Below are 19,295 nucleotides of genomic sequence, written 5' to 3'. Positions count from 1 at the left end.
GGGAGGAATCCCTCGAATCTCGCACTCCTCACATATTCTGTATGTGACTCCCTCGGTTCTCAGCCCGGGGACCGACATAGGGGCAGGGGCAGATGGTCGATCTCCGGCAGTTCGAAGCGCTCAGGGCGGTGCAGGCCGAGGGATCCGTGACGGCCGCCGCCCGACGTCTGGGCTGGGGACAGCCCTCGGTCGACTACCACCTGAAGAACCTCGAACGTCTCGTCGGCGCACCCGTGCTCGTGCGCTCGCCGCGGGGGAGCAGGCTGACCCCCGTGGGGATGCTCCTCTGGGAGCGGGCGCAGGAGATCCTGACCCTCAGCGACCGGGCGGTGCGCGACGCCCGCGAGCTCGCGCAGCTCGGGCACGTGCGGGTCCGATTCGCGATGTTCCCGACCGCGGCGGCGCTGGTGCTGCCGACGGTCGTCGCGCGTATGAACGACGTCGGCATCGACGTCGACGCGGTGCTCGAGGAGGGACCCTCGCTCGTTGACCGGGTCAACCGCGGCGAGGCCGACGCCGTGCTCGTCTACACCGTCCCCGGATACGCCCTGCCCTTCCGTCCGCACGTGGCGACCCAGGAAGTGCATCGCGATCCCCTCCTGCTCGCGCTGCCCGCGGAGCACCCTCTGGCGATGCGCAGTTCGATCGACCTGGCGGCCCTGCTCACGCTGCACGGCGAGCGCTGGATCTTCGCCGCAGCTCCCGACGACCCGATGGACACGATCGTCATCGACGCGTTCGCCGAGGCGGGTCATGCGATCGAGGCCGCGATCCGCACGGACGACTTCCAGGTGATGCAGGGCATGATCGCCGCTCGCATGGCCGTCGGCCTCCTGCCCCGACTGGCGGCCACCGGCTCTCATCCCGGCGTGGTGCTGCGTCCGCTCGACGATCCGGCCTTCGTGCGATCGATCCTCGTGGCGACCGCGGGGGAGGGCGGCGCCCGTCGTCATCCGGCGGCGGTCCGCCGGCTCGTCTCCGCCGTGCGGGACGGCTTCGGCGCGCGGGCGCACGCCGTCGCGACGGACTGATCCCTGCCCTCGCTCGGACACGCCCGGCGACCCGGTTCCCGCGGCGGATTCGCGTGCATCTCGATCGCTGTTGTAAGCTGAACGGGTTGCTGCGGGAAGCCGCGGAGACGAGATGGGCCTGTGGCGCAGCTGGTAGCGCACCTGCATGGCATGCAGGGGGTCAGGGGTTCGAGTCCCCTCAGGTCCACCAATGAAAGCCCTCGGTTCGCCGGGGGCTTTCCGCGTCTGGCGCGTCAGCAGGAACGAGAGGGTGCGGAGCGTGTCGATGGCAGTGCGGACGGTGCGATCGTGACAGCGGCCGGAGCCGAGGGTGCGTATCTGCGTGCGCTCGCGGCGTTCAAGACGCCGACCCTCGATCTGCTGCACGGCAGGTTCGCTCCGTTCGTCATCGCTGCGCTGAGCGTCATGTTCTCGGCCGACCGTGCGACCGTCGCCGTCGCCGACGCCCACATCGAGGTCGGAGAGATGCTGGATCGGCTGCGCAATGCCGGGTACGAGACGGACGACCGGCGGCTCCCCTCCACCTCGGGCCGGGAGGTCTGCCGGTACTGGGTCAAGGTCGGTTGGCTCGGCCAGCAGATCGACGGCGACAGCGAGGTCTACCGGCTAACGGCCCATGCCGTGCGCGCGCTCGAGATCGCCGATCTCACCGGCGGCGGCTCTCGGGTCTCGAACTCCCGGGTGCGCACTCTTCTGGAGGCCGTGGAGCGCCTTGCCGGGAACGCGGACGGCGACCCCGCGCGACGTCTGGCCCGACTGCGGGCGGAGCGGGCGGCACTGGATGCCCAGATCACGGCGCTCGAGGACGGCTCGGCGGATCCGATCCCGGACGACGAGCTCCTGGAAGAGGCCGAGAACGTGCTGCACCTCTCCCGGGGGCTGCCGGCGGACTTCACGCGCGTCGCCGAGTCGATCAAGGCGATGCAGCGCGACGTCATCCGCGACCTGCGTCGCGACGAGCGCCCGACGGGCGAGGTGTTGCGCGAATACCTGCTGCGCGGCCAGCAGGTCATGCAGTCGACGCGGGAGGGGCAGGCCTTCGCGGGCGCTCTGCGGCTCATCGGCGATCCCGAGCGGATCGATGCGCTCACCGAGCAGCTGCACGGACTTCTCGCGCGCCCTTTCGCGCAGCTGCTGGACAGCACTCAGCGCGCGGAGATCGACATGATCGGGCGCCGCATGGAACGGGGCGTGCAGGAGGTGCTGACGGCCCAGCGCCGCGCCTCGCATGTCATCGCGGGCCAGGTGCGTACGCACGATCCCGCTCGTGATCGTCAGGTCGACGAACTGCTGCGCGACGTCATCGCGGGGATGCAGGCCTGGACGCAGACGCGGACGCCGGAGACCCCCGTAGATCCGCTTCGGCGCCTGCCCGTGGCGAGCATCGGCCATCTGCGCCAGTCGCTCGGCGACGTCCGCCCTCCCGGCGCGCCGGCCGCGCTGGTCACACAGGGTCAGGACGTCGAGTTCGTCGATGCCGACACCCGCGCCTGGGGTGGCCCGCACTACGCCGAGCTCGAGGCGCACGTCGCCGCGCTCGGCGACACGTTCGATCTCGCCGAGGCGTTCGAGGCGATCGGGGACGGTGCGCGCCGCCCGGTCGACCTGCTCGGGCTGCTCGAGATCGCGCATCGCAACGGGATCGCGGACGCAGGCGGGGTCTCGATCGTGGAGGCCGTGCGCCCGGACGGCACGGCGCGACGGTTCGCGTTCGGATCCGTGACCGTGCAGGCGAGGAAGGAAGAGCGATCATGACCGACGACGTGACCGAGGCGTCCGGGTTCATCGAGCCCGTCCCGATGGAGGACGACCTCGCCGAACTGTTCCCCGGGGACCGCGGCGTGCTCGATCCCGAGGTGCGCCGCACTCTCGCACTGCTCCTGCACCGGCGTTTCCTCCTCGCCGATCGCAACCGCGTCGAGTGGCGCACCCTGCTCGATCATCAGACGGTGATCGAGTCGCGCCTCAACGACCTCTACATCCGGCTCATCGTCGATCACGAGCACGGGCTGGCGTACAAGCAGCAGATCCGCATCGACGAGCTCGACATCCCGATCCTGCTCCGGGATACGCCGTACACGCGCTCCGAGACGCTCGTGCTGGTCCATCTGCGCACGGTCTACGAGCGCGAGAACGTGGCCGGCGAGGCCGCGCCCCGCATCGACATCGAGGACGTCGAAGCGACGGTGCTCAGCTACTTCACGGACGCCGACGGCGACATCTCCCGTCGCCAGAAGGCCGTGCGCGATGCGATGCGCAAACTCGCGAACGACGGGATCATCAGCGAGGAGACCACGGGGCGGTATCGGATCGGACCTCTCGTCGAGGTCGTCCTGAGCGCCGAGAAGCTCACCGAGCTGCGCGACTGGCTGCGCGAGACCGCCGCCGCACGCCTCTCCGGCGCCGACGGCGCGGCGTCGGGCACCGTCGCGGACGACGAGGAAGCACGGGAGGACGTCCTGTCATGACCATGATCGACACGCTCTTCGGACTCATCCCCGAGGCGTCCCGCGGGCAGCAATGGATCGCAGAGGACCTGCAGCTCGTCAACTGGGGCGGCTACGACGGCGGACCGCACCGCGTGAGATTCTCACCCGCGGCGACGCTCCTCTGCGGCGGATCCGGATCCGGCAAGTCGACGCTCATGGACGCGTACATCGCCTTGATGATGCCGCATACGACGCCGTTCAACGGCGCATCGAACGGCGGCGTCACGGGCCGTCCGCGCGGCGACGAGCAGCGCAACGTGCTCTCCTACGGTCGCGGCAAGCTCGACGAGACCCGCACGGAGGAGGGCACGAAGGTGCAGGTGCTGCGCGGCGACGGGGAGGACACCTGGACCGCGATCGCGATGACCTGGCGCGACCACGACGACTCGCACTTCACCGCGGTGCGCGCCTGGTACATCCCGGCCGGGGCGCGGGTGCTGGAGGATACGGTCCGCGTGCGCGCCACGACGAACGCCGCGTTCGACCTGGCCGCCCTGGAGCGTGCCGCCGCGCAGCGTCTCACCGACGCCTCCGTGCGTGCCGCGGGACTGGAGCCGGTGGGCACGGACCGCGAGTTCTCGGCGCGGCTGCACTCGGTGCTGGGGATCGGCGCCGCCGGGGCGGGCGCGAACGCGATGAGCCTGCTCGCCCGGATCCAGGCGGGACAGCAGATCACCACGGTCGACGACCTCTACAAACGTCTGGTGCTCGAGGAGCCAGAGACCCTGCGCACCGCGGACGCGGTGGTCGTGCACTTCGACGAGCTCGAGAGCACGAAGCAGCGTATGCTGGTCGCGCGCCAGCAGGTGGCCGCCCTCGAGCCCCTCCGCGACTTGCGTCACCGCATCGAGGCGGCGGCCGGGCGGATGACGCTCATCGACGCCGTCGGCGTGTTCGAGGATCCCGGCTCGATCGCCTCCCTGTGGCGCGCCGAGCGTCGCAGGGATCTGCTGCGCGACGTGGAGGACGAGCTGCGCGATCGCACGCGCACCCTCGACGCGCTCGTGCGAGAGAAGCGCGTGCAGGCCGAGGCGGCGGAGGCCGAGCACGACGGCCTGCGCGACCTGCTCCGCGAACGGGGCGGCGACCGCCTGGAGACCGCCCGCCGCGAGCTGCGCGCCGTGCAGGCGCGCCTCGACGAAGCGCAGGCGCTGCGCGCGAAGCTCGACGACGACGCGCGGATGCTGGGCGCCGACGTGCAGAGCCGCGCGCAGTTCGAGAAGCTCGTCGCGCGCGCCCGCACGGTGCTTTCCGACGCAGACGCGAAGGGGAGCGTCCGTACCGCGTGGGCGGATGCCCGCCGCGCGCGGGACGCGGTCAAGGCCGAGTTCGCCGCCCGCGAGAGGGCGCTCGACGAGGCGGCGGCGTTCGCGGGCAACATCCCCGCCGACCTGTACCGGTCGCGGGAGCTGCTCGCCGAGGCGGCGGGAATCGAGCCGCACCAGCTCCCGTTCGTGGGAGAGCTCATCGAGGTCCGCACCGAGTACGAGCCCTGGCGCGAGGCGTTCAACCTCGCCCTCGGCGGCTTCGCCACGACGGTGCTCCTCGACGTCGCCGACCTCGACCGGTTCCGCACGGCGATCGACGGGGTGCGCACGCCGCGCCGGCTCACGTACCACGGCGTGCACACCGGGCTCCGTGCGAGCGGCGGGGGAGCGGACGACCGACTGCCCGGCCGGTTGGAGTACGCCGACACTCCGTTCACCGGGTGGCTGCAGGTGCGCCTCGGCGAACGGTTCGACTTCGTGTGCGTGAACACGGCGGCCGATCTCGCCCGGCACGAGCAGGCGCTCACGATCACCGGCCAGGTCTCCCGCGGCGATCAGGGATCGCACGGCGGCCACGGACGCACGAACGTGCTGGGATTCTCCAACCGCGCCCGGATGCGCGAACTCCAGGCCGCGGTCGACGAGCTGCGACCCGCGCTCGATCGTGCCGAGAGGGGGGCCGCCGCGACCGAGGCCGCCTTGGACGGGTTCGATGCCGAACGAGCGGCCTTCGCCCGCGTCGCGGACGTCGTCTGGGATCGGGTCGACGTGGACGCGCTGGTCGCCGAACAGGAGCGCTGGCGCGGCGTGGAGGCCGACGTCGGCGAGAAGAACCCCGACATCGCCGCGATCGGTGCGCAGATCGAGAAGGCCAAAGGGGTCGCCGCGCGGCTGCGTGAGGAGATCGGCGCTGCCGTGGCGGAACGCCAGCAGGTCGAGGAGCGCTGGGGTCGGATCACCGACGACGTGGACGCCGGTCAGGCCCTCCTCGGGGAGGCGGCCGAATCGGGTCGCGCCGTCGACAGCGAGCAGGCGGAGTATCTGGACGTCCGCTTCGCCACGCCGGTCTCGGTGCACGCGGCACCCTCGGTGCTGCTGGAGCGCTTCGACGGCGCGCTGCAGACGGCGGGCGCCCGGCTGACCGAGGATCGCACCGCGGCGTTCGAGGCGCACCACGAGCAGCGCGAGGCCATGCGCCGGCTGATGAGCGGCTTCCTGGAGCGCTGGGAGAATCCGAACCTGCTCGCGGATCCTGATCTGTACGTCGACGATTTCGAGAGCATCCTCACGGCTCTCGAGACGAGCGGGCTGCACCGGCTCGAGAGCGAGTGGCGGGACAGCCTGGTGCATCTGTCGGGGAACGATCTCACGAACCTGGACTCGACGCTCGGCAGGGCGCTGCGGGACATCCGGCAGCGGATCGAGCCGATCAATCGGATCATGCAGGATCTGCCGTTCTACGACGATCACCACCGCCTGCAGATCACGACCCGGGAGAGCCAGTCAGAGGCGCGCAAGCGGTTCCGCCGTGACCTGCGCGAGGTGCGAGGGCTCATCGAGGCGGCATCCACCGATCAGGAGCGTGAGCACGCCTACCGTCGGATGTCCCGTCTCATCGGCCATCTGCGGCGCTCCGCGCCCGACTTCGCCGACCTCATCGACGTGCGCAACCACGTGCGCGTGAGCGCGGAGCGGGTCACGGCGGACACCAAGGCCCATGTGGCGCTGTACGACCACATCGGCGAGAAGTCCGGCGGCGAGTCGCAGGAGCTCATCGCCTTCATCGTCGGCGCGGCCCTCCGATACCAGCTCGGCGACGCCGGAGCGGAGCGTCCGCGCTACGCCCCGGTGTTCATGGACGAGGCCCTCATCAAGGCCGACGCCCACTTCACCAAGCGGGCGATCGGCGCGTGGCGCGGCCTCGGGTTCCAGTTGGTCATCGGCGCGCCGAACGACAAGTACAGCGCGATCGAGCCGCACGTCGACGTGGAGTACGACATCCTCAAGGACACGCAGGGCCGCTCCTGGGCGAGGCTGAAGGTCGGACTGCCCGCGTCCGTCTGACGCCGCTCCTGAGGCGGACGACGCGGTGCGCGACGTCGCCGGGCTCCGGCGGCTGCGGGGAACAGCGCCCCGGCCGGCGGCGTTGCACCCGGCGTGGACATCCTCGACAGCATCGTGATCGGCGCCGGCCAGGCCGGACTCTCGAGTTCGTACCATCTGCGCCGCCTGGGCATTCCGCATCTGGTGCTCGACGCCGACGACGCCCCGGGCGGGGCCTGGCAGCACCGCTGGGATGCCCTCACGATGCAGGACGTGCACGGCGTCGCCGAACTGCCGGGATCCGTGCCGCCCCCGCGCACCGCCGCACGGGCGAACACCGTGGTTCCCGCCACGTTCGCCGCCTACGAGCGCGAGCACGAGCTTCCTGTACGGCGTCCCGTGCGCGTGGACCGCGTGACGGACGAGGACGGGATCCTCGTCGTGCACGCGGCCGAGGGCACGTGGCGGGCGCGCACGCTGGTGAACGCGACCGGCACCTGGACGCAGCCGTTCCTCCCGCACTACCCGGGGATGGAGACCTTCCTCGGTGAGCAGTTCCACACCGTCGACTACCCCGGACCCGAGCACTTCCGCGGCAAGCGCGTGCTGGTCGTCGGGGGTGGAGCCTCGGCCGTGCAGTTCCTCGGAGCACTCGCCCCGATCGCCGACGTGCTGTGGGCGACCCGTCGGCTGCCGGTCTGGCGCACCGGCGACTTCACCCCGGAGGCGGGCGCGGCCGCGGTCGCCCTGGTCGAGCAGCGCGTGGCGCGGGGGCTCGCACCGCAGAGCGTGGTGAGCGTCACCGGGCTCATGCTGCGTCCGCAGGAGCAGGAGGCGGCCCGGCTGGGCGTGTACGACGCGCGACGACCGATGTTCCAGCGCATCGAGCCCGACGGCGTGCGCTGGGCCGACGGTTCGTTCGAGCGGGTCGACGCGATCCTGTGGGCGACCGGCTTCCGGCCGGCGATCGGCCACCTCGCGCCGCTGCACCTGCGCAGTGCGCTGGGCGGGATCCAGCTCGATCACGACGGACGCGGCACGACCGCGGTGAAGGATCCGCGGATCCAACTCGTCGGTTACGGTCCGTCCGCCAGCACGATTGGAGCCAACCGGGCCGGGCGCACGGCTGCGCGCGGCGTGCAGCGGTACCTGAGGACGCTGGCCCCGGCGCTCGACGCGACGGCGTAGGGCGGGGCGAGGAAGCGGAGGTTCAGGTCGCGGGCCGCACGGAGCGCGGATGCGCCGATGCCGCCCACCACAGCACGAGAGCGGCCGCCGTGGTCCCGAACCACAGCCACGATAGGGCGCTCGCCGGCCAGCCGGTGACGAAGAGCCCGAGGAGCAGCGACACCGTGGCGGCGAGCCCGATCGCGAGGAGGGTGGTCAGCACGCGCAGCGCTCCGCGGACCGGTCGTCGTCGCCAGGCCAGCGCCGTGGCGCGGGCTCCCGAGGTCAGCAGCGGCACGAGGCCGAGGGCGAGGACGACGACCGCCGCGCCGGCGAAGGCCGAGACGATCGCGGCCGCGCTGACGGCGGCCGTCGCGAGCAGCGAGAACAGCACGGCGCGGCCGAGCCCGACCGCCGGCACAGCAGCGCCGGATCCCGCCTCGCGCACGGCGACGGCCAGGCCCAGCACGCAGGCCGCGAAGGACGCGATGGCTCCTGCGATCAGGGGCGCCGGGGCGGCCGGAGAGGGGATCAGGGCGACCAGGACCGCCTGGATCGCCGCGACGACGACCACGGCGAGGGCCGTCCGCAGCAGCCGGCCCCGGGAGCGGGACGCGATCATCCGGATTCTCCCGCCGCGCGATCGAGGAGGTCCGTCAGGGATCCGGAGTACACCGTCTTCCCGCCGACGACGACCTCGATGTCGGGCGAGGTACCGCGCGAGATCGCGCTGATCTCGCGCCCGTCGCTCGCGGTGCCCGTGCAGGAGACGGTGTCGTCCGACTTCTGCACGCAGGTCGGCGCCGAGAGCACCTCCACCTCCGCCTCCACGAGTGCGTCGAGCGTACCGAAGCGCACCGCCGCGAGTCGGTCGCCGCCGACCGGCGCGAGCGCCTGCGCCTGCGAGCAGCCGGTCAGGCACAGACCCGCCAGCACCAACACCACGGCGGCGCGGGCGCGGAACGGGCGCGGTGTCCCGCGCCTCATGAGCGGAGCCTCTGCTCGTAGGCGAGCATGCGGGTCTGCTCCGTCATGCGCTGTGCCTCGAGCGCCGCGTCCGAGATCGTGGACAGATCGAAGGGGGCGGGAAGCAGCAGCTCGACGTTGCGGTCCAGCGGGGAGCCGCGGCGCATCGTCGGCGACTCGGCCCAGTCGTTGAACGAGAACTCGCGGGCGCGGGACGCCAGGTCGGCGGAGGAGCCGCCGGATCCGGGCCTCGCGTCCGACGCGTGGTCGAGCACCGTCGCGAACAGGGAGAGCGTGCCGTCGCGGTTGTCGACGATCTCGATCACCTGCTGCTGCTGCGGGAAGTCGATGCAGGAGGCGGTGGTGATCTCCCAGAACCCGCCCGTGGCCGAAGTGTGCGCAAGGACCTGATTGAGATGGGTGTGGCCGTTGAGCCAGCCGACGGCGACCGGATGGCGCAACATCACGTCGATGAGCGCATCCGCGCCATGCAGCACGCTCGTGTCGCCGGGGCGCTGGGCGCGGTTCTCCAAAGTCAGGCTGTTGTGGTGGCTCATCACCAGGACGAGGACGTTCTCGCGCTCGGCGCGTGCGAGCTCCTCCTCCAGCCAGCGCAACTGCACGTCGGGCACGGCGCCGTCGGGTCCGGCGACCGCGTTGCACGTGTCGAGGCCCAGGGCGCGCACGCGCGGGCTGAGATCGGCCTTCCACCAGGTCTCCCCGGTGTCGAGGTTGTGCTGGGTGAAACCGTGGCCGACCGGCCCCGGGTTCTTCTCCGTACGGAAGTGCTCGGCCATGAACGCGCGCTGCTCGAAGAGGAACCGCTCCGGATTGGGCGGCACCGTGCGGAACCCCGGCTTGCCGAGCGCGAGGCCGAGGCCGTCGATCATCTGCTGCAACAGTCCGGTCGACGAGGCGTATCCGCCGAGCGCGGTGCCCGCCGTCGCCTCGAGCGTGTACGCCTTCTGCCCTCCGGTGGCGAGCGCCCGCAACTGGGGCGTCAGCCCGAAAGTGCCCAGGAGCAGGGTGTCGTGGTTGCCGTACACCGCGTACCAGGGCGCGGGAAGCCCGGGAGACGGCACCTTCGAGGCGATCGCATCGGCGAGGAGCGTCGGGAGGCGAGGGAACCCGTAGTCGCCGAACGCGCCTCCGCGGGGGTCGCCGGGCCGGTACGCCCAGGTCGCCTCCGGCCACGCCTGCACGCCGCGGTAGGTCGAACCGGCCGTCGCGGGATCGACGGCCAGCCCGTCCATGAGATCGATGTACCAGCGCAGCTCGAGGTGGGAGTGCATGTCGGCGCTGTCGCCCGTGACGACGGCCGCGCCCATCGGAGCCCCGGTCACCGCGCTGTAGCGGGCGTCGGAGAACGCGCGCACCATGGCGGCCACGGTGTGCGGGCTGAGTGGATCCTGCGGATGGAACGCGGATCCCCAGGCGGCGTGGTCCTGCGCGATCATCGGCTCGATGCGGCCCGGGGACTGCGCGTCGATCACGTGCAGGTCGGAGAGGTGTCCGAGATAGAGCAGCGAGCGCCGAGACGTCTTCCGTGCGTCGTCCGCGACTCGGCGCAGCACGTCGAAGCGGGGGATGTGCGGCTCTCCGGGCCCCGCCGAGAGCCGCCGATAGCTGCCCTGGACGACGGGGCCCCGCAGGATCGTCTGCAGCAGCGTGCTCGGCGCCTCCTGAGGGGCACTCGCCGTCCCCGCCGCGGAGGAGATGCCGGACGGGCCGGGCGCCGCGAGCCGCGGCCCGAGTGCGTCCAGCGGCAATCGGGAGGCGGCGGCCAGCGCCGCCGCATGCGCGAGGAAGAGCCGTCGGCTGAGACCGGGCATACGGGCGACCTTCGGGGGAGGGAACGGATGACTCATCCTGGCGGGGGAAGCGTTCCCCGCGCAAGCATCGAGCGTCGAAGCGGATGGTCAGCGGATGACGCGGATCGATCCGGTCACGGCCGGGATCGGGCGGGTGATGCGCAGCGCGTCCGCGACCAATGCGCCCACCTTCGTGCCGATGCAGAGGCTGAGGAAGACCATGGGGGCGGCGGCGAGCGCCTGAGCGTCGAACGAGGCGAGCGCCACGAGACCGACCGTTCCGGGGACGAGCAGCAGGAAGGCCGGCTGGAACGAGACCGTCGCGGGCACCGCGAGCGTCACGCGCTCCAGCACCCTGGCGGCGAGGAACAGCAGCCCTGCCGTGACCCCGGTCGCGACCGTGCTCCCCAGGAACGGGCTCAGGACCATCAGCGCACCATAGGTGCACAGCATCACCACGATCGTGCCGACGGTCAGCCGGAACCCGGAGCCGAAGCTCAGGCCGATCCCGATCGCGAGGACGACGACCCCGAACGGGCTCAGCCAGAGCGGGGGCACCGCCTCCCAGCCGCCGTGCCCGGTGACCAGCGACGTCTCACCGACCAGGGCCGCCGAGCGCGGATCGACCCGCAGCCCCGTGACCGCGGCGCCGGTGAAGATCCCGGCCGCCATGAAGCCGAGCATGATGAGCCCGTACATGAGACGGGAGGCGCCCGTGACGATGTCGGCCGCCGTGAGCTCGAGCAGCGCGTTCGTGATGAGTGCGCCCGGCACGAGCAGGGCGACCGGGGCGCAGACCGCGAACAACGGCACCGCGCCGAGGTCCAGGCGGTCGGCGACCACCCCGACGGTCAGCGTGGAGACGAGCGCGGCGAGGAACGGGACGACGGCCGCGGCGGCACGCACCCGATCCGTCGCGATCACGATCGCCGAGACGAGCGCGCCCACGACGAGCGCGAGCAGCACCGCCCACCAGGGGCAGCGGAACAGCACGGCCAGGCCCGAGGCGAGCAGCGCGCCACCGAGCGTGCGCTGCAGGACGGGTCGGCGACGGGGGATGCCGCGGATGTGCGCGACGTGCGAGGGCACGAGGTCCAGCTCGACCTGTCCCGCTTCCAGACGGCGCGCCAAACGTGAGGCGTGCGCGCTCTGACGGAAGGTGAGGTCGGATCCGTCGCCGGAGGCGACCGTGGTGGCGCCGGGAACGCCGGGACGGCTCACGAGGACGTGCTCGGGCAGCACGGCGAACGCCAGATCCTGCCGCGGCGCCGCCGCATCGCGGACCCGTTCGAGGGTGCCTCTGACGTCGGTGACGGATACGCCGGAGTCGAGCAGCAGGGCTCCGAGCTCTCCGAGCGCCACGTCGGGGCTCACCGGTTCGGAAGGGGACATCACTGAAATCGTAGAGCGTGCGCGCGGGTGGCCCGCACCGGGGAGGTCAGGGGACGGGCGCCCCGAGCCAGGCGTCGAGGATCCGGCCGCGCAGGGCGTTGGCGCGGTCCGCGAAGGCGCGCTGCCGACGCACGTACTCGGCCTTGCCCTCCGCGGTCTCGATGCGGACGGGTTCGACCTCCCAGGCGGACAGGTCGTAGGGGGCCGCCTGCATGTCGAGCACGCGGATCTCGCCGGCGAGCTCGAAGGCGTCCAGCAGCAGTTCGCCGGGCACGAGAGGCCCCAGCTTCACGGCCCACTTGTACACGTCCATGCCGGCGTGCAGGCACCCGGGCTGTTCGAGCTGCGGCTGCGTCTCCCGGGTGGGGGCGAGGCGGTTGCGCGGGACCGACTCCGGCGTGAAGAAGCGGAACGCGTCGATGTGCGTGCAGCGCAGCTCACCCGCGTCGACGACCGCATCCGTCCCCGCCTGACCGAGCCGCAGCGGCACGTCATGACGGTGTTCGGGGGTACGGTAGACCATCGCCCACTCGTGCAGTCCGAAGCAGCCGAACTGCCCCGGCCGGGAGGCCGTGCGGGACAGCATCGTGCGGATCAGTTGCGCGAGCTGCGGTTTCTCGGTTGCGAACACCTGCGCGTCGGGCATCGCGGACCCCGCCGCGACGCCGGGGGAGTACCAGCGCCAGGCCGCGCGCTCCCCGGCGTCCGCGAGGAGCACCCCGGCGCCCGGATGCCAGCGTCGCAGCTGCGCGGGCGCGTACCCGTAGTAGGTGAAGAGGAAGTCGTGGACGGGGTGCTTCTCGCCCCGGGACCGCCGTGCGCGATGCGCGGAGGTCAACGCGTCCGCCCGGTCGGCGTGGGCATCGGCACGCATCGACCAGGTCGCTCGATCCAGTCGCTGTCTGGCCTCCGCCGCCACGGCCTCCGGGAGCGGACGGGCCGGAATCGTCGAGGCGTCCATCGCCTCAGTGCACGACGCCGGCGGCGATGAGCGTGTCGAGGATGCCCGCGCCGTCCTCGGCGCTCACCCACGGCACCGTCACGTCCGTCTCGGTGTCGTTCTCGGAACGGTTGCCCGCGCGACGTCCGGCGAGGACGGCCTCGGCGGGCAGCAGACGGCGGATGGCGACAGCGGCGACCGCGTCGGGGTGCTCGCCGAGGAACTGGGTGTAGATCGCCTCGTCGTGCTGGCCGTCGTCGCCGATGAGCAGCCACCTCACCTGCGGGAACTCGACCGCCAGACGACGCAGGTTCGTGAGCTTGTGCTCCCGCCCGCTGCGGAACCAGCGGTCGTGCGTCGGGCCCCAGTCCGTCAGCAGCATCGACCCCTGGGGGAAGAGGTGACGGGAGAGGAAGCGGTTCAGAGTGGGGGCGACGTTCCACGCGCCGGTGGAGAGGTAGATCATCGGCGCGCCGGGGTTCGCGCGCACGAGGCGCTCCAACAGCACGGCCATGCCGGGGACCGGCGTCCGCGCGTGCTCGTCGACGACGAAGGAGTTCCACGCGGCGACCAGGGGACGGGGCAGCGCCGTCACCATCACGGTGTCGTCGACATCGGACACGATCCCGAACCGGACGTCGTCCGCGACGACGAAGACCTTCGCGGCAACGGGCTCCTGGCTTTCCACGGAGATCGCGATCTCCTGCCAGCCCGCGGGAAGCCCCACCTCGATCCGGCAGTCGATCACGCCGCCGCGATCCGCTGTCACCTCGTGCGTCTTCTCGCCGATGCGGATGGTGACGGTGGAGAAGCTCACGGGGATGCCGAGGAAGCTGCGCCACCCGCGGGCGCTCGCGTCGCGCCCCTTGCGGCCGGCCTTCGGCAGGATGAGCACGCGGCCCACGACCCGGATCCAGCCCGGGCCGCCGTACCCGGGGAACGGCAGCACCGTGGCCGTCCGTCCCCGCCGGCGGGCGCGCTTCTCCCGCCACGCATGGAAACGGTGCTCCAGGCGGGCGAACCAGTGGATCCGTTCCGGGCGGCGGCGGGATGAGGGCATAGCCGTTCTAGTCTCCCACGCCGGCACCGGATCGGTGCGCCCTCCCGGCGTCGGATCGGTCCCTGCCGGACCTGTGCCCTCCTCCGGCTGGGATAATCTGGAAGTTCCCCTGCTCGGGGGACATTCCTATGCTGCAGGAGAGTGGTCTTCCGTTGTCCGAGAACCCGTCCCACCCCGGTCCCGCGTCGCACGACGACGAGTCGCTGACGGTGCACGAGCTCCAGCGAAACCAGATTCACCGGCTCGAGGAGAAGTGGCAGCGCTACTGGGCCGAGCACGAGACCTTCCGTGCGGGCGGCGACGAGGACGTGCGTCCCCGCAAGTACGTCCTCGCGATGTTCCCCTACCCCTCGGGCGACCTGCACATGGGCCATGCGGAGAACTACCTCTACAGCGACATCGTCGCCCGTTTCTGGCGGCATCGCGGGCACAACGTCCTGAACCCGATCGGGTGGGACAGCTTCGGCCTGCCCGCCGAGAACGCGGCGATCCGCCGCGGCGCGGATCCGCGCGAGTGGACCTATCAGAACATCGCACAGCAGAAGGCCGGGTTCGAGGCGTACGGCGTCTCCTTCGACTGGAGCCGCGTGCTGCACACCTCGGATCCGGAGTACTACCACTGGAACCAGTGGCTGTTCCTCAAGCTGTACGAGCGCGGTCTGGCCTATCGCAAGAAGAGCCCGGTCAACTGGTGCCCCAACGACCAGACGGTGCTCGCGAACGAGCAGGTCGTCGACGGCCGTTGCGAGCGCTGCGGCGCGGAGGTCGTCAAGAAGAACCTCACGCAGTGGTACTTCAAGATCACGGACTACGCCGATCGCCTCCTGGACGACCTCAACCAGCTCGAGGGCCGCTGGCCGCACAAGGTGCTGCAGATGCAGCGGAACTGGATCGGTCGTTCGATCGGCGCCGATGTCGACTTCGAGATCGAAGGACGAGACGACGTCGTCACGGTGTTCTCGACGCGCCCCGACACCCTGCACGGAGCGACGTTCATGGTCGTCGCGCCCGATTCGGATCTGGCTTCGGAGCTGGCCGCGGGCGCGTCGGAGGATGTGCGCCGGCGTTTCCAGGACTACCTGACCCAGGTGCAGAAGACGAGCGAGATCGACCGCCAGTCCGCCGACCGTCCCAAGACGGGGGTGTTCCTCGATCGCTTCGCGATCAACCCGGTGAACGGGGAGCGCCTGCCGATCTGGGCCGCGGACTACGTGCTCGCCGACTACGGACACGGTGCGGTCATGGCCGTGCCGGCTCATGATCAGCGCGACCTGGACTTCGCGCGCGCCTTCGACCTGCCGGTGCGGGTCGTGGTGGACACGACGGCGCCGATCACCGGTGCCATGCCCGTGATCGAGCTCGACGAGGACGGTGTCCCGACCGAGCCCGCGGGGTCGCTCGACGACCAGCACCCTGCGCGCACCGGGATCGCCCTCACGGGCGACGGACGGATGATCAACTCGGGGGAGTTCAACGGGCTCTCCAAGCGCAATGCGATCACCCGCGCGATCGAGCAGCTCGAGGCCGCGGGTCGCGGGCGCGCGGCCAAGAACTACCGTCTGCGCGACTGGCTGATCTCGCGTCAGCGCTTCTGGGGCACCCCGATCCCGATGCTGCACACGCAGGACGGGGAGATCGTGCCCGTCGCCGAGACGCAGCTTCCTGTGCGGCTGCCGAGCGTCGAGGGTCTGGACCTGTCGCCGAGGGGATCCAGCCCCCTCGGCGCCGCGGAGTCCTGGGTGCGCACGGTCGACCCGACCACGGGGGAGCCCGCGCTGCGCGACCCCGACACCATGGACACCTTCGTGGACAGCTCCTGGTACTACCTGCGCTTCCTGTCGCCGCACAGCGACACCGTCGCCTTCGATCCGGCGCAGGCGCGACGCTGGGCCCCGATCGACTCCTACGTCGGCGGCGTCGAGCACGCGATCCTGCACCTGCTCTATGCGCGTTTCATCACCAAGGTCCTCTTCGACATGGGTCTGATCGACTTCACCGAGCCGTTCTCCTCCCTGATCAACCAGGGGATGGTGATCCTGGACGGCGCGAAGATGTCCAAGAGCAAGGGCAACCTCGTGCTGTTCCAGGAGGAGCTGGACGCCTACGGCGCCGACGCCCTGCGTGTCGCCCTGGCCTTCGCCGGTCCTGTGGAGGACGACAAGGACTGGAAGGACGTCTCGACGACGGGGGCGCAGAAGTTCCTGGCCCGCGCGCTGCGGGTCGCGCACGACGTGGACAGCCCGGTCGATGTCGTCTTCGACGGGGGAGACGCGACGCTGCGGCGCGCCACGCACAAGCTGCTGGCCGAGGCGCCGTCGCTCGTCGAGCAGACGAAGTTCAACGTGCTGGTCGCGCGGCTCATGGAGCTCGTCAATGCGATCCGCAAGACGATCGACTCCGGTTCCGGGGCGACGGATCCTGCCGTCCGCGAGGCGACGGAGACCCTGGCCGTGATGCTCGACCTCGTCGCGCCGCATACCGCGGAGGAGATGTGGGAGGTCCTCGGGCACGAGCCCTCCGTGGGTCTCGTGTCGTGGCGGCAGGCGGACCCGACGCTGCTCGTGGAGGACTCCGCGACGTGCGCCGTGCAGGTGAACGGCAAGGTGCGCGCGACGCTCGAGGTTCCCGCGAAGATCGGCGACGCGGAGCTCGAGGCCCTCGCCCGTGCCGATGAGAAGGTGCAGCGCGCTCTCGAGGGCAAGGAGATCGTGCGCGTGATCGTGCGCGCACCGAAGATCGTCAACTTCGCCGTCAAGGGCTGAGGGGCCCGGCCACCCGGGGGGAGTGGCGGGCGCGGCTCATCCTCCCCAGGACACGGCCGCCCGAGGCTTCCCACCGGGTGCGTCTCCTCGCTCCTCGCGCTGCCTTCGCGCGCTTAGCGTCGGCGTGTGAGCGCGGACACAGACACGTCGAACCCGGTGCCGACGGGTACGCGGGACCCGGCCCCGGTGCCGACCGGCGTCGCGCGCGGGCCGCGCCGCATCCGCCTCGGTCTCGGCGCCGCGGTCGTCCTCGCGCTCGTCGCGGTCTCGGTCACGGTGGGCGTCGGCTTGCTCACCCAGGCGTCCTCCGATCCCGAGATCATTCCGACCAGCCCCCGTCCGTCCGCGAGCTCGACGGGATTCGCCGAGGGTTCGGTATACGTGCACGTCCTCGGCGAGGTCGCGCGCCCGGGGCTGTACGTGCTCGCCCCGGGCGCCAGGGTCGCGGATGCGCTCGCCGATGCCGGAGGGACGACGGAGGCCGCGGACATGGGCGGCGTGAATCTCGCGCGCCCCATCGTCGACGGCGAGCAGATCGTCGTCCCGGCCGAGGGCGCCGCGCCACCGGGCGCCGCGAGCGGGGCGTCCGGCGCCGGCGGCAGTGCAGCGGGCGAAGGCCCGATCGATCTCAACACCGCGGATGTCGCTGCGCTCGACGAACTCCCCCGCATCGGCCCCGCGCTGGCGCAGAGGATCGTCGACTGGCGCACGACGAACGGTCGCTTCACGAGCGTCGACGACCTGCTCGGCGTCCCGGGTATCGGCGACAAGTTGCTCGCCTCCCTCCGAGACAGGGTGCGGGTCTGACCGTGCCGACGCGCGGAGGAGCATCGGAGGGCGCAGCCGTGCGTCCGCGGCTGCGGGATCTGCGGATGCTGCCGGTCGCAGCGACCGCGTGGGGTGTCGCGTTGCTGACCACGTTCGCGCCGCAGCTGAGCACCCCGCTCGGTGCGGCCTGCGCTCTGGTGGCTCTGCTGCTTCCCGTCGTCCGGCACGGGCGCCGACATCGCAGCGGCAGGACGATCGTCGCCGTGGTTCCGCTGCTGCTCCTCTGCGCCGGGGTCGCGACCGGCATCTGCGTGTCGGCGGCGATCGCGCAGCCGGCGCGCGACCAGGCGGCACGCCTCGCGGGGCATGTCGTCACGGCGGTCGTCTCCGTGCGGTCGCTGCCGACGACGGGCGCGGACGGGCGCCTCTGGGCCGACGCCGACGCCCGGCGCCTCGGTCCCGGCGCCGTTCCCTCCGCGCTGCCGGTGCCGGTGCGCATCGGGATCCCGGTCGATCGGCGGGCGACGAAGCTCGGCCCTGGCACGGTGCTGCGGTTCACCGCGCGCAGCGCGCCGGCCGGGCCCGGTGAGCGGTCTGCTCTCGTCCTGTTCGCCTCGGGCGAGGTTCAGCACCTGTCCCGCGGCGGGCCGGTGGAGACGATCGCCGGAGATGTGCGCGCGGCGTTCCTGGCGCGCGCACGACGACTTCCCGAACCCGGCTCCGAACTGCTCCCCGGGCTCGCGGTCGGGGAGGTGCGTGCGGTGAGCGACGAGCTCGACGCCGCGATGAAGGCCAGTGGACTCAGCCACCTCACGGCGGTCAGCGGACGTAGTTAGGGAACTGCGCCCTTGTCCAGATCCCGAGACGTTCGGCTGAAATATCCCAGATAAGGGGGTATTTCAGACCCACCTTCTAAATACTCACAACCCACCTTCTAAATATTTGATTCACCCACCTTCTAATACTGCGCCTGGACGCTACCGCCACACAAGCTCGATTCGGTGCTCGTTGACCCCTTGACGGCCGCGTTCGGCCGGTTCAACCGGATTTACCCGGGGAACGACCAGGCTCTCGACGACGTGACGTCGTTGAACGATCGTTAGCCACCTCCAGGTGAGGTTGGCGAATTGGCCAGCCAGGCGGAGCTGCGCGATTAGTGGGTCGCGCATCTGAAGATCATCGATGCGACGTCGGATCGCTCGCACTTCGGGGGTGTCTCGGCTATTCGGACCGTGCTCGGGTAGAGCGTCAGAGGCGTGCTCCCCGTCTTCGCGGGCGGCGCTGAGTGCGATGCGAAGCGCCTTGACTTCGAGTCTGAGGGCATCTCGCTCGTCTCGGTGTGCCTCGTCTCTGAGTATCACTGGCGTGGTGAAGTGGGGCTGGCTGATACGGGCGAGCAGCGCGTCCGTGACAACCTGATCCAGATGTTCCTGGTTCATGGAAACGTGGAATCCACTGCTGCTGACTCCGCCGCGGCACTCGTAGACGCGATATCGAGAAGAATCCGCATGAACTCGTGATCCACGTTTTGAACTCGCATTCTGAGGGGACTGCTGCACGGATAGGTGACATCTGATCTGGCTTGCCCGGGAGGGTGG

General features: G+C 71.1%; 15 protein-coding genes and 1 tRNA gene. 10 read left to right on the top strand and 6 right to left on the bottom strand.

The features are described from left to right. Positions 1 to 92 precede the first annotated feature (92 nt). The 6 genes from Q0P88_RS10165 to Q0P88_RS10140 all read left to right on the top strand — a co-directional run bounded on the left by Q0P88_RS10165 (position 93) and on the right by Q0P88_RS10140 (position 8,019). Entirely contained in the window at positions 93 to 1,031 is a 939-nt protein-coding gene (locus Q0P88_RS10165; RefSeq protein ID WP_295013733.1) for a LysR family transcriptional regulator, read from the top strand. 114 nt (positions 1,032 to 1,145) lie between these two features. Continuing rightward, positions 1,146 to 1,221: transfer RNA gene (locus Q0P88_RS10160), tRNA-Ala, on the top strand. 98 nt (positions 1,222 to 1,319) lie between these two features. Beyond that, the gene (locus tag Q0P88_RS10155) at positions 1,320 to 2,786 is read left to right on the top strand and encodes a DUF3375 domain-containing protein (RefSeq protein ID WP_295013731.1); all 1,467 of its coding nucleotides are present in this window, start codon (positions 1,320 to 1,322) and stop codon (positions 2,784 to 2,786) included. Beyond that, positions 2,783 to 3,499, top strand: coding sequence for a DUF4194 domain-containing protein (locus tag Q0P88_RS10150; protein WP_295013729.1), 717 nt, complete (start codon positions 2,783 to 2,785; stop codon positions 3,497 to 3,499). The genes Q0P88_RS10155 and Q0P88_RS10150 overlap by 4 nt, the downstream gene beginning before the upstream one ends. Next, complete coding sequence (locus Q0P88_RS10145) at positions 3,496 to 6,852, top strand: ATP-binding protein (RefSeq protein ID WP_295013727.1); 3,357 nt, start codon at positions 3,496 to 3,498, stop codon at positions 6,850 to 6,852. Before Q0P88_RS10150 ends, Q0P88_RS10145 begins: the two co-directional genes overlap by 4 nt. A gap of 93 nt (positions 6,853 to 6,945) precedes the next feature. Next, a complete protein-coding gene (locus Q0P88_RS10140; RefSeq protein WP_295013725.1) occupies positions 6,946 to 8,019 on the top strand; it encodes an NAD(P)/FAD-dependent oxidoreductase in 1,074 nt (357 codons plus the stop codon). A 22-nt stretch (positions 8,020 to 8,041) separates the two neighbouring features. On the opposite strand, the gene Q0P88_RS10135 is transcribed toward Q0P88_RS10140, so the two are convergent. The 6 genes from Q0P88_RS10135 to Q0P88_RS10110 all read right to left on the bottom strand — a co-directional run bounded on the left by Q0P88_RS10135 (position 8,042) and on the right by Q0P88_RS10110 (position 14,167). Beyond that, positions 8,042 to 8,620: a hypothetical protein gene (locus Q0P88_RS10135; RefSeq protein WP_295013724.1), complete on the bottom strand. Its 579-nt coding sequence runs from the start codon at positions 8,618 to 8,620 to the stop codon at positions 8,042 to 8,044. Continuing rightward, on the bottom strand, positions 8,617 to 8,985 hold the full coding sequence (locus Q0P88_RS10130; protein WP_295013722.1) for a hypothetical protein: 369 nt from the start codon (positions 8,983 to 8,985) through the stop codon (positions 8,617 to 8,619). Before Q0P88_RS10130 ends, Q0P88_RS10135 begins: the two co-directional genes overlap by 4 nt. Next, a complete protein-coding gene (locus Q0P88_RS10125; protein WP_295013720.1) occupies positions 8,982 to 10,832 on the bottom strand; it encodes a TIGR03767 family metallophosphoesterase in 1,851 nt (616 codons plus the stop codon). Before Q0P88_RS10125 ends, Q0P88_RS10130 begins: the two co-directional genes overlap by 4 nt. Positions 10,833 to 10,883: 51 nt before the next feature. Then, positions 10,884 to 12,167: a threonine/serine exporter family protein gene (locus tag Q0P88_RS10120; protein WP_295013718.1), complete on the bottom strand. Its 1,284-nt coding sequence runs from the start codon at positions 12,165 to 12,167 to the stop codon at positions 10,884 to 10,886. A gap of 46 nt (positions 12,168 to 12,213) precedes the next feature. Beyond that, the gene (locus Q0P88_RS10115) at positions 12,214 to 13,041 is read right to left on the bottom strand and encodes a 3-methyladenine DNA glycosylase (protein WP_295013846.1); all 828 of its coding nucleotides are present in this window, start codon (positions 13,039 to 13,041) and stop codon (positions 12,214 to 12,216) included. A 91-nt stretch (positions 13,042 to 13,132) separates the two neighbouring features. Beyond that, positions 13,133 to 14,167 (bottom strand): App1 family protein, encoded by a 1,035-nt coding sequence (locus Q0P88_RS10110; RefSeq protein WP_295013716.1) that lies wholly within the window; start codon positions 14,165 to 14,167, stop codon positions 13,133 to 13,135. Positions 14,168 to 14,295: 128 nt separating this feature from the next. Here Q0P88_RS10110 and leuS point away from each other — a divergent pair, with 128 nt between their 5' ends. From leuS to Q0P88_RS10090, 4 genes are all read left to right on the top strand, one after another. Beyond that, positions 14,296 to 16,929, top strand: coding sequence for a leucine--tRNA ligase (leuS, locus tag Q0P88_RS10105; RefSeq protein ID WP_295013714.1), 2,634 nt, complete (start codon positions 14,296 to 14,298; stop codon positions 16,927 to 16,929). A 126-nt stretch (positions 16,930 to 17,055) separates the two neighbouring features. Then, complete coding sequence (locus Q0P88_RS10100; protein WP_363316505.1) at positions 17,056 to 17,736, top strand: ComEA family DNA-binding protein; 681 nt, start codon at positions 17,056 to 17,058, stop codon at positions 17,734 to 17,736. Positions 17,737 to 17,801: 65 nt separating this feature from the next. Next, positions 17,802 to 18,533 carry a hypothetical protein gene (locus Q0P88_RS10095; protein WP_295013713.1) on the top strand — a complete coding sequence of 244 codons (732 nt, stop codon included), beginning with the start codon at positions 17,802 to 17,804 and terminating at the stop codon, positions 18,531 to 18,533. Between the two features lie 420 nt (positions 18,534 to 18,953). Further along, the gene (locus Q0P88_RS10090; protein ID WP_295013711.1) at positions 18,954 to 19,217 is read left to right on the top strand and encodes a hypothetical protein; all 264 of its coding nucleotides are present in this window, start codon (positions 18,954 to 18,956) and stop codon (positions 19,215 to 19,217) included. Positions 19,218 to 19,295: the final 78 nt, after the last annotated feature.

The organism is uncultured Microbacterium sp., assembly GCF_945952435.1.
In the GTDB taxonomy this organism is placed as follows: domain Bacteria; phylum Actinomycetota; class Actinomycetes; order Actinomycetales; family Microbacteriaceae; genus Microbacterium.
This window is presented reverse-complemented; position numbering and strand designations above follow the sequence as displayed.

Coding starts and splice junctions, on each gene's coding strand:
- Q0P88_RS10165 (WP_295013733.1), top strand. CDS start 93: ATGGTCGATCTCCGGCAGTTCGAAGCGCTCAGGGCGGTGCAGGCCGAG.
- Q0P88_RS10150 (WP_295013729.1), top strand. CDS start 2,783: ATGACCGACGACGTGACCGAGGCGTCCGGGTTCATCGAGCCCGTCCCG.
- leuS (WP_295013714.1), top strand. CDS start 14,296: ATGCTGCAGGAGAGTGGTCTTCCGTTGTCCGAGAACCCGTCCCACCCC.
- Q0P88_RS10115 (WP_295013846.1), bottom strand. CDS start 13,041: ATGCGTGCCGATGCCCACGCCGACCGGGCGGACGCGTTGACCTCCGCG.
- Q0P88_RS10145 (WP_295013727.1), top strand. CDS start 3,496: ATGACCATGATCGACACGCTCTTCGGACTCATCCCCGAGGCGTCCCGC.
- Q0P88_RS10120 (WP_295013718.1), bottom strand. CDS start 12,167: ATGTCCCCTTCCGAACCGGTGAGCCCCGACGTGGCGCTCGGAGAGCTC.
- Q0P88_RS10135 (WP_295013724.1), bottom strand. CDS start 8,620: ATGATCGCGTCCCGCTCCCGGGGCCGGCTGCTGCGGACGGCCCTCGCC.
- Q0P88_RS10095 (WP_295013713.1), top strand. CDS start 17,802: ATGCTGCCGGTCGCAGCGACCGCGTGGGGTGTCGCGTTGCTGACCACG.
- Q0P88_RS10110 (WP_295013716.1), bottom strand. CDS start 14,167: ATGCCCTCATCCCGCCGCCGCCCGGAACGGATCCACTGGTTCGCCCGC.
- Q0P88_RS10125 (WP_295013720.1), bottom strand. CDS start 10,832: ATGAGTCATCCGTTCCCTCCCCCGAAGGTCGCCCGTATGCCCGGTCTC.
- Q0P88_RS10130 (WP_295013722.1), bottom strand. CDS start 8,985: ATGAGGCGCGGGACACCGCGCCCGTTCCGCGCCCGCGCCGCCGTGGTG.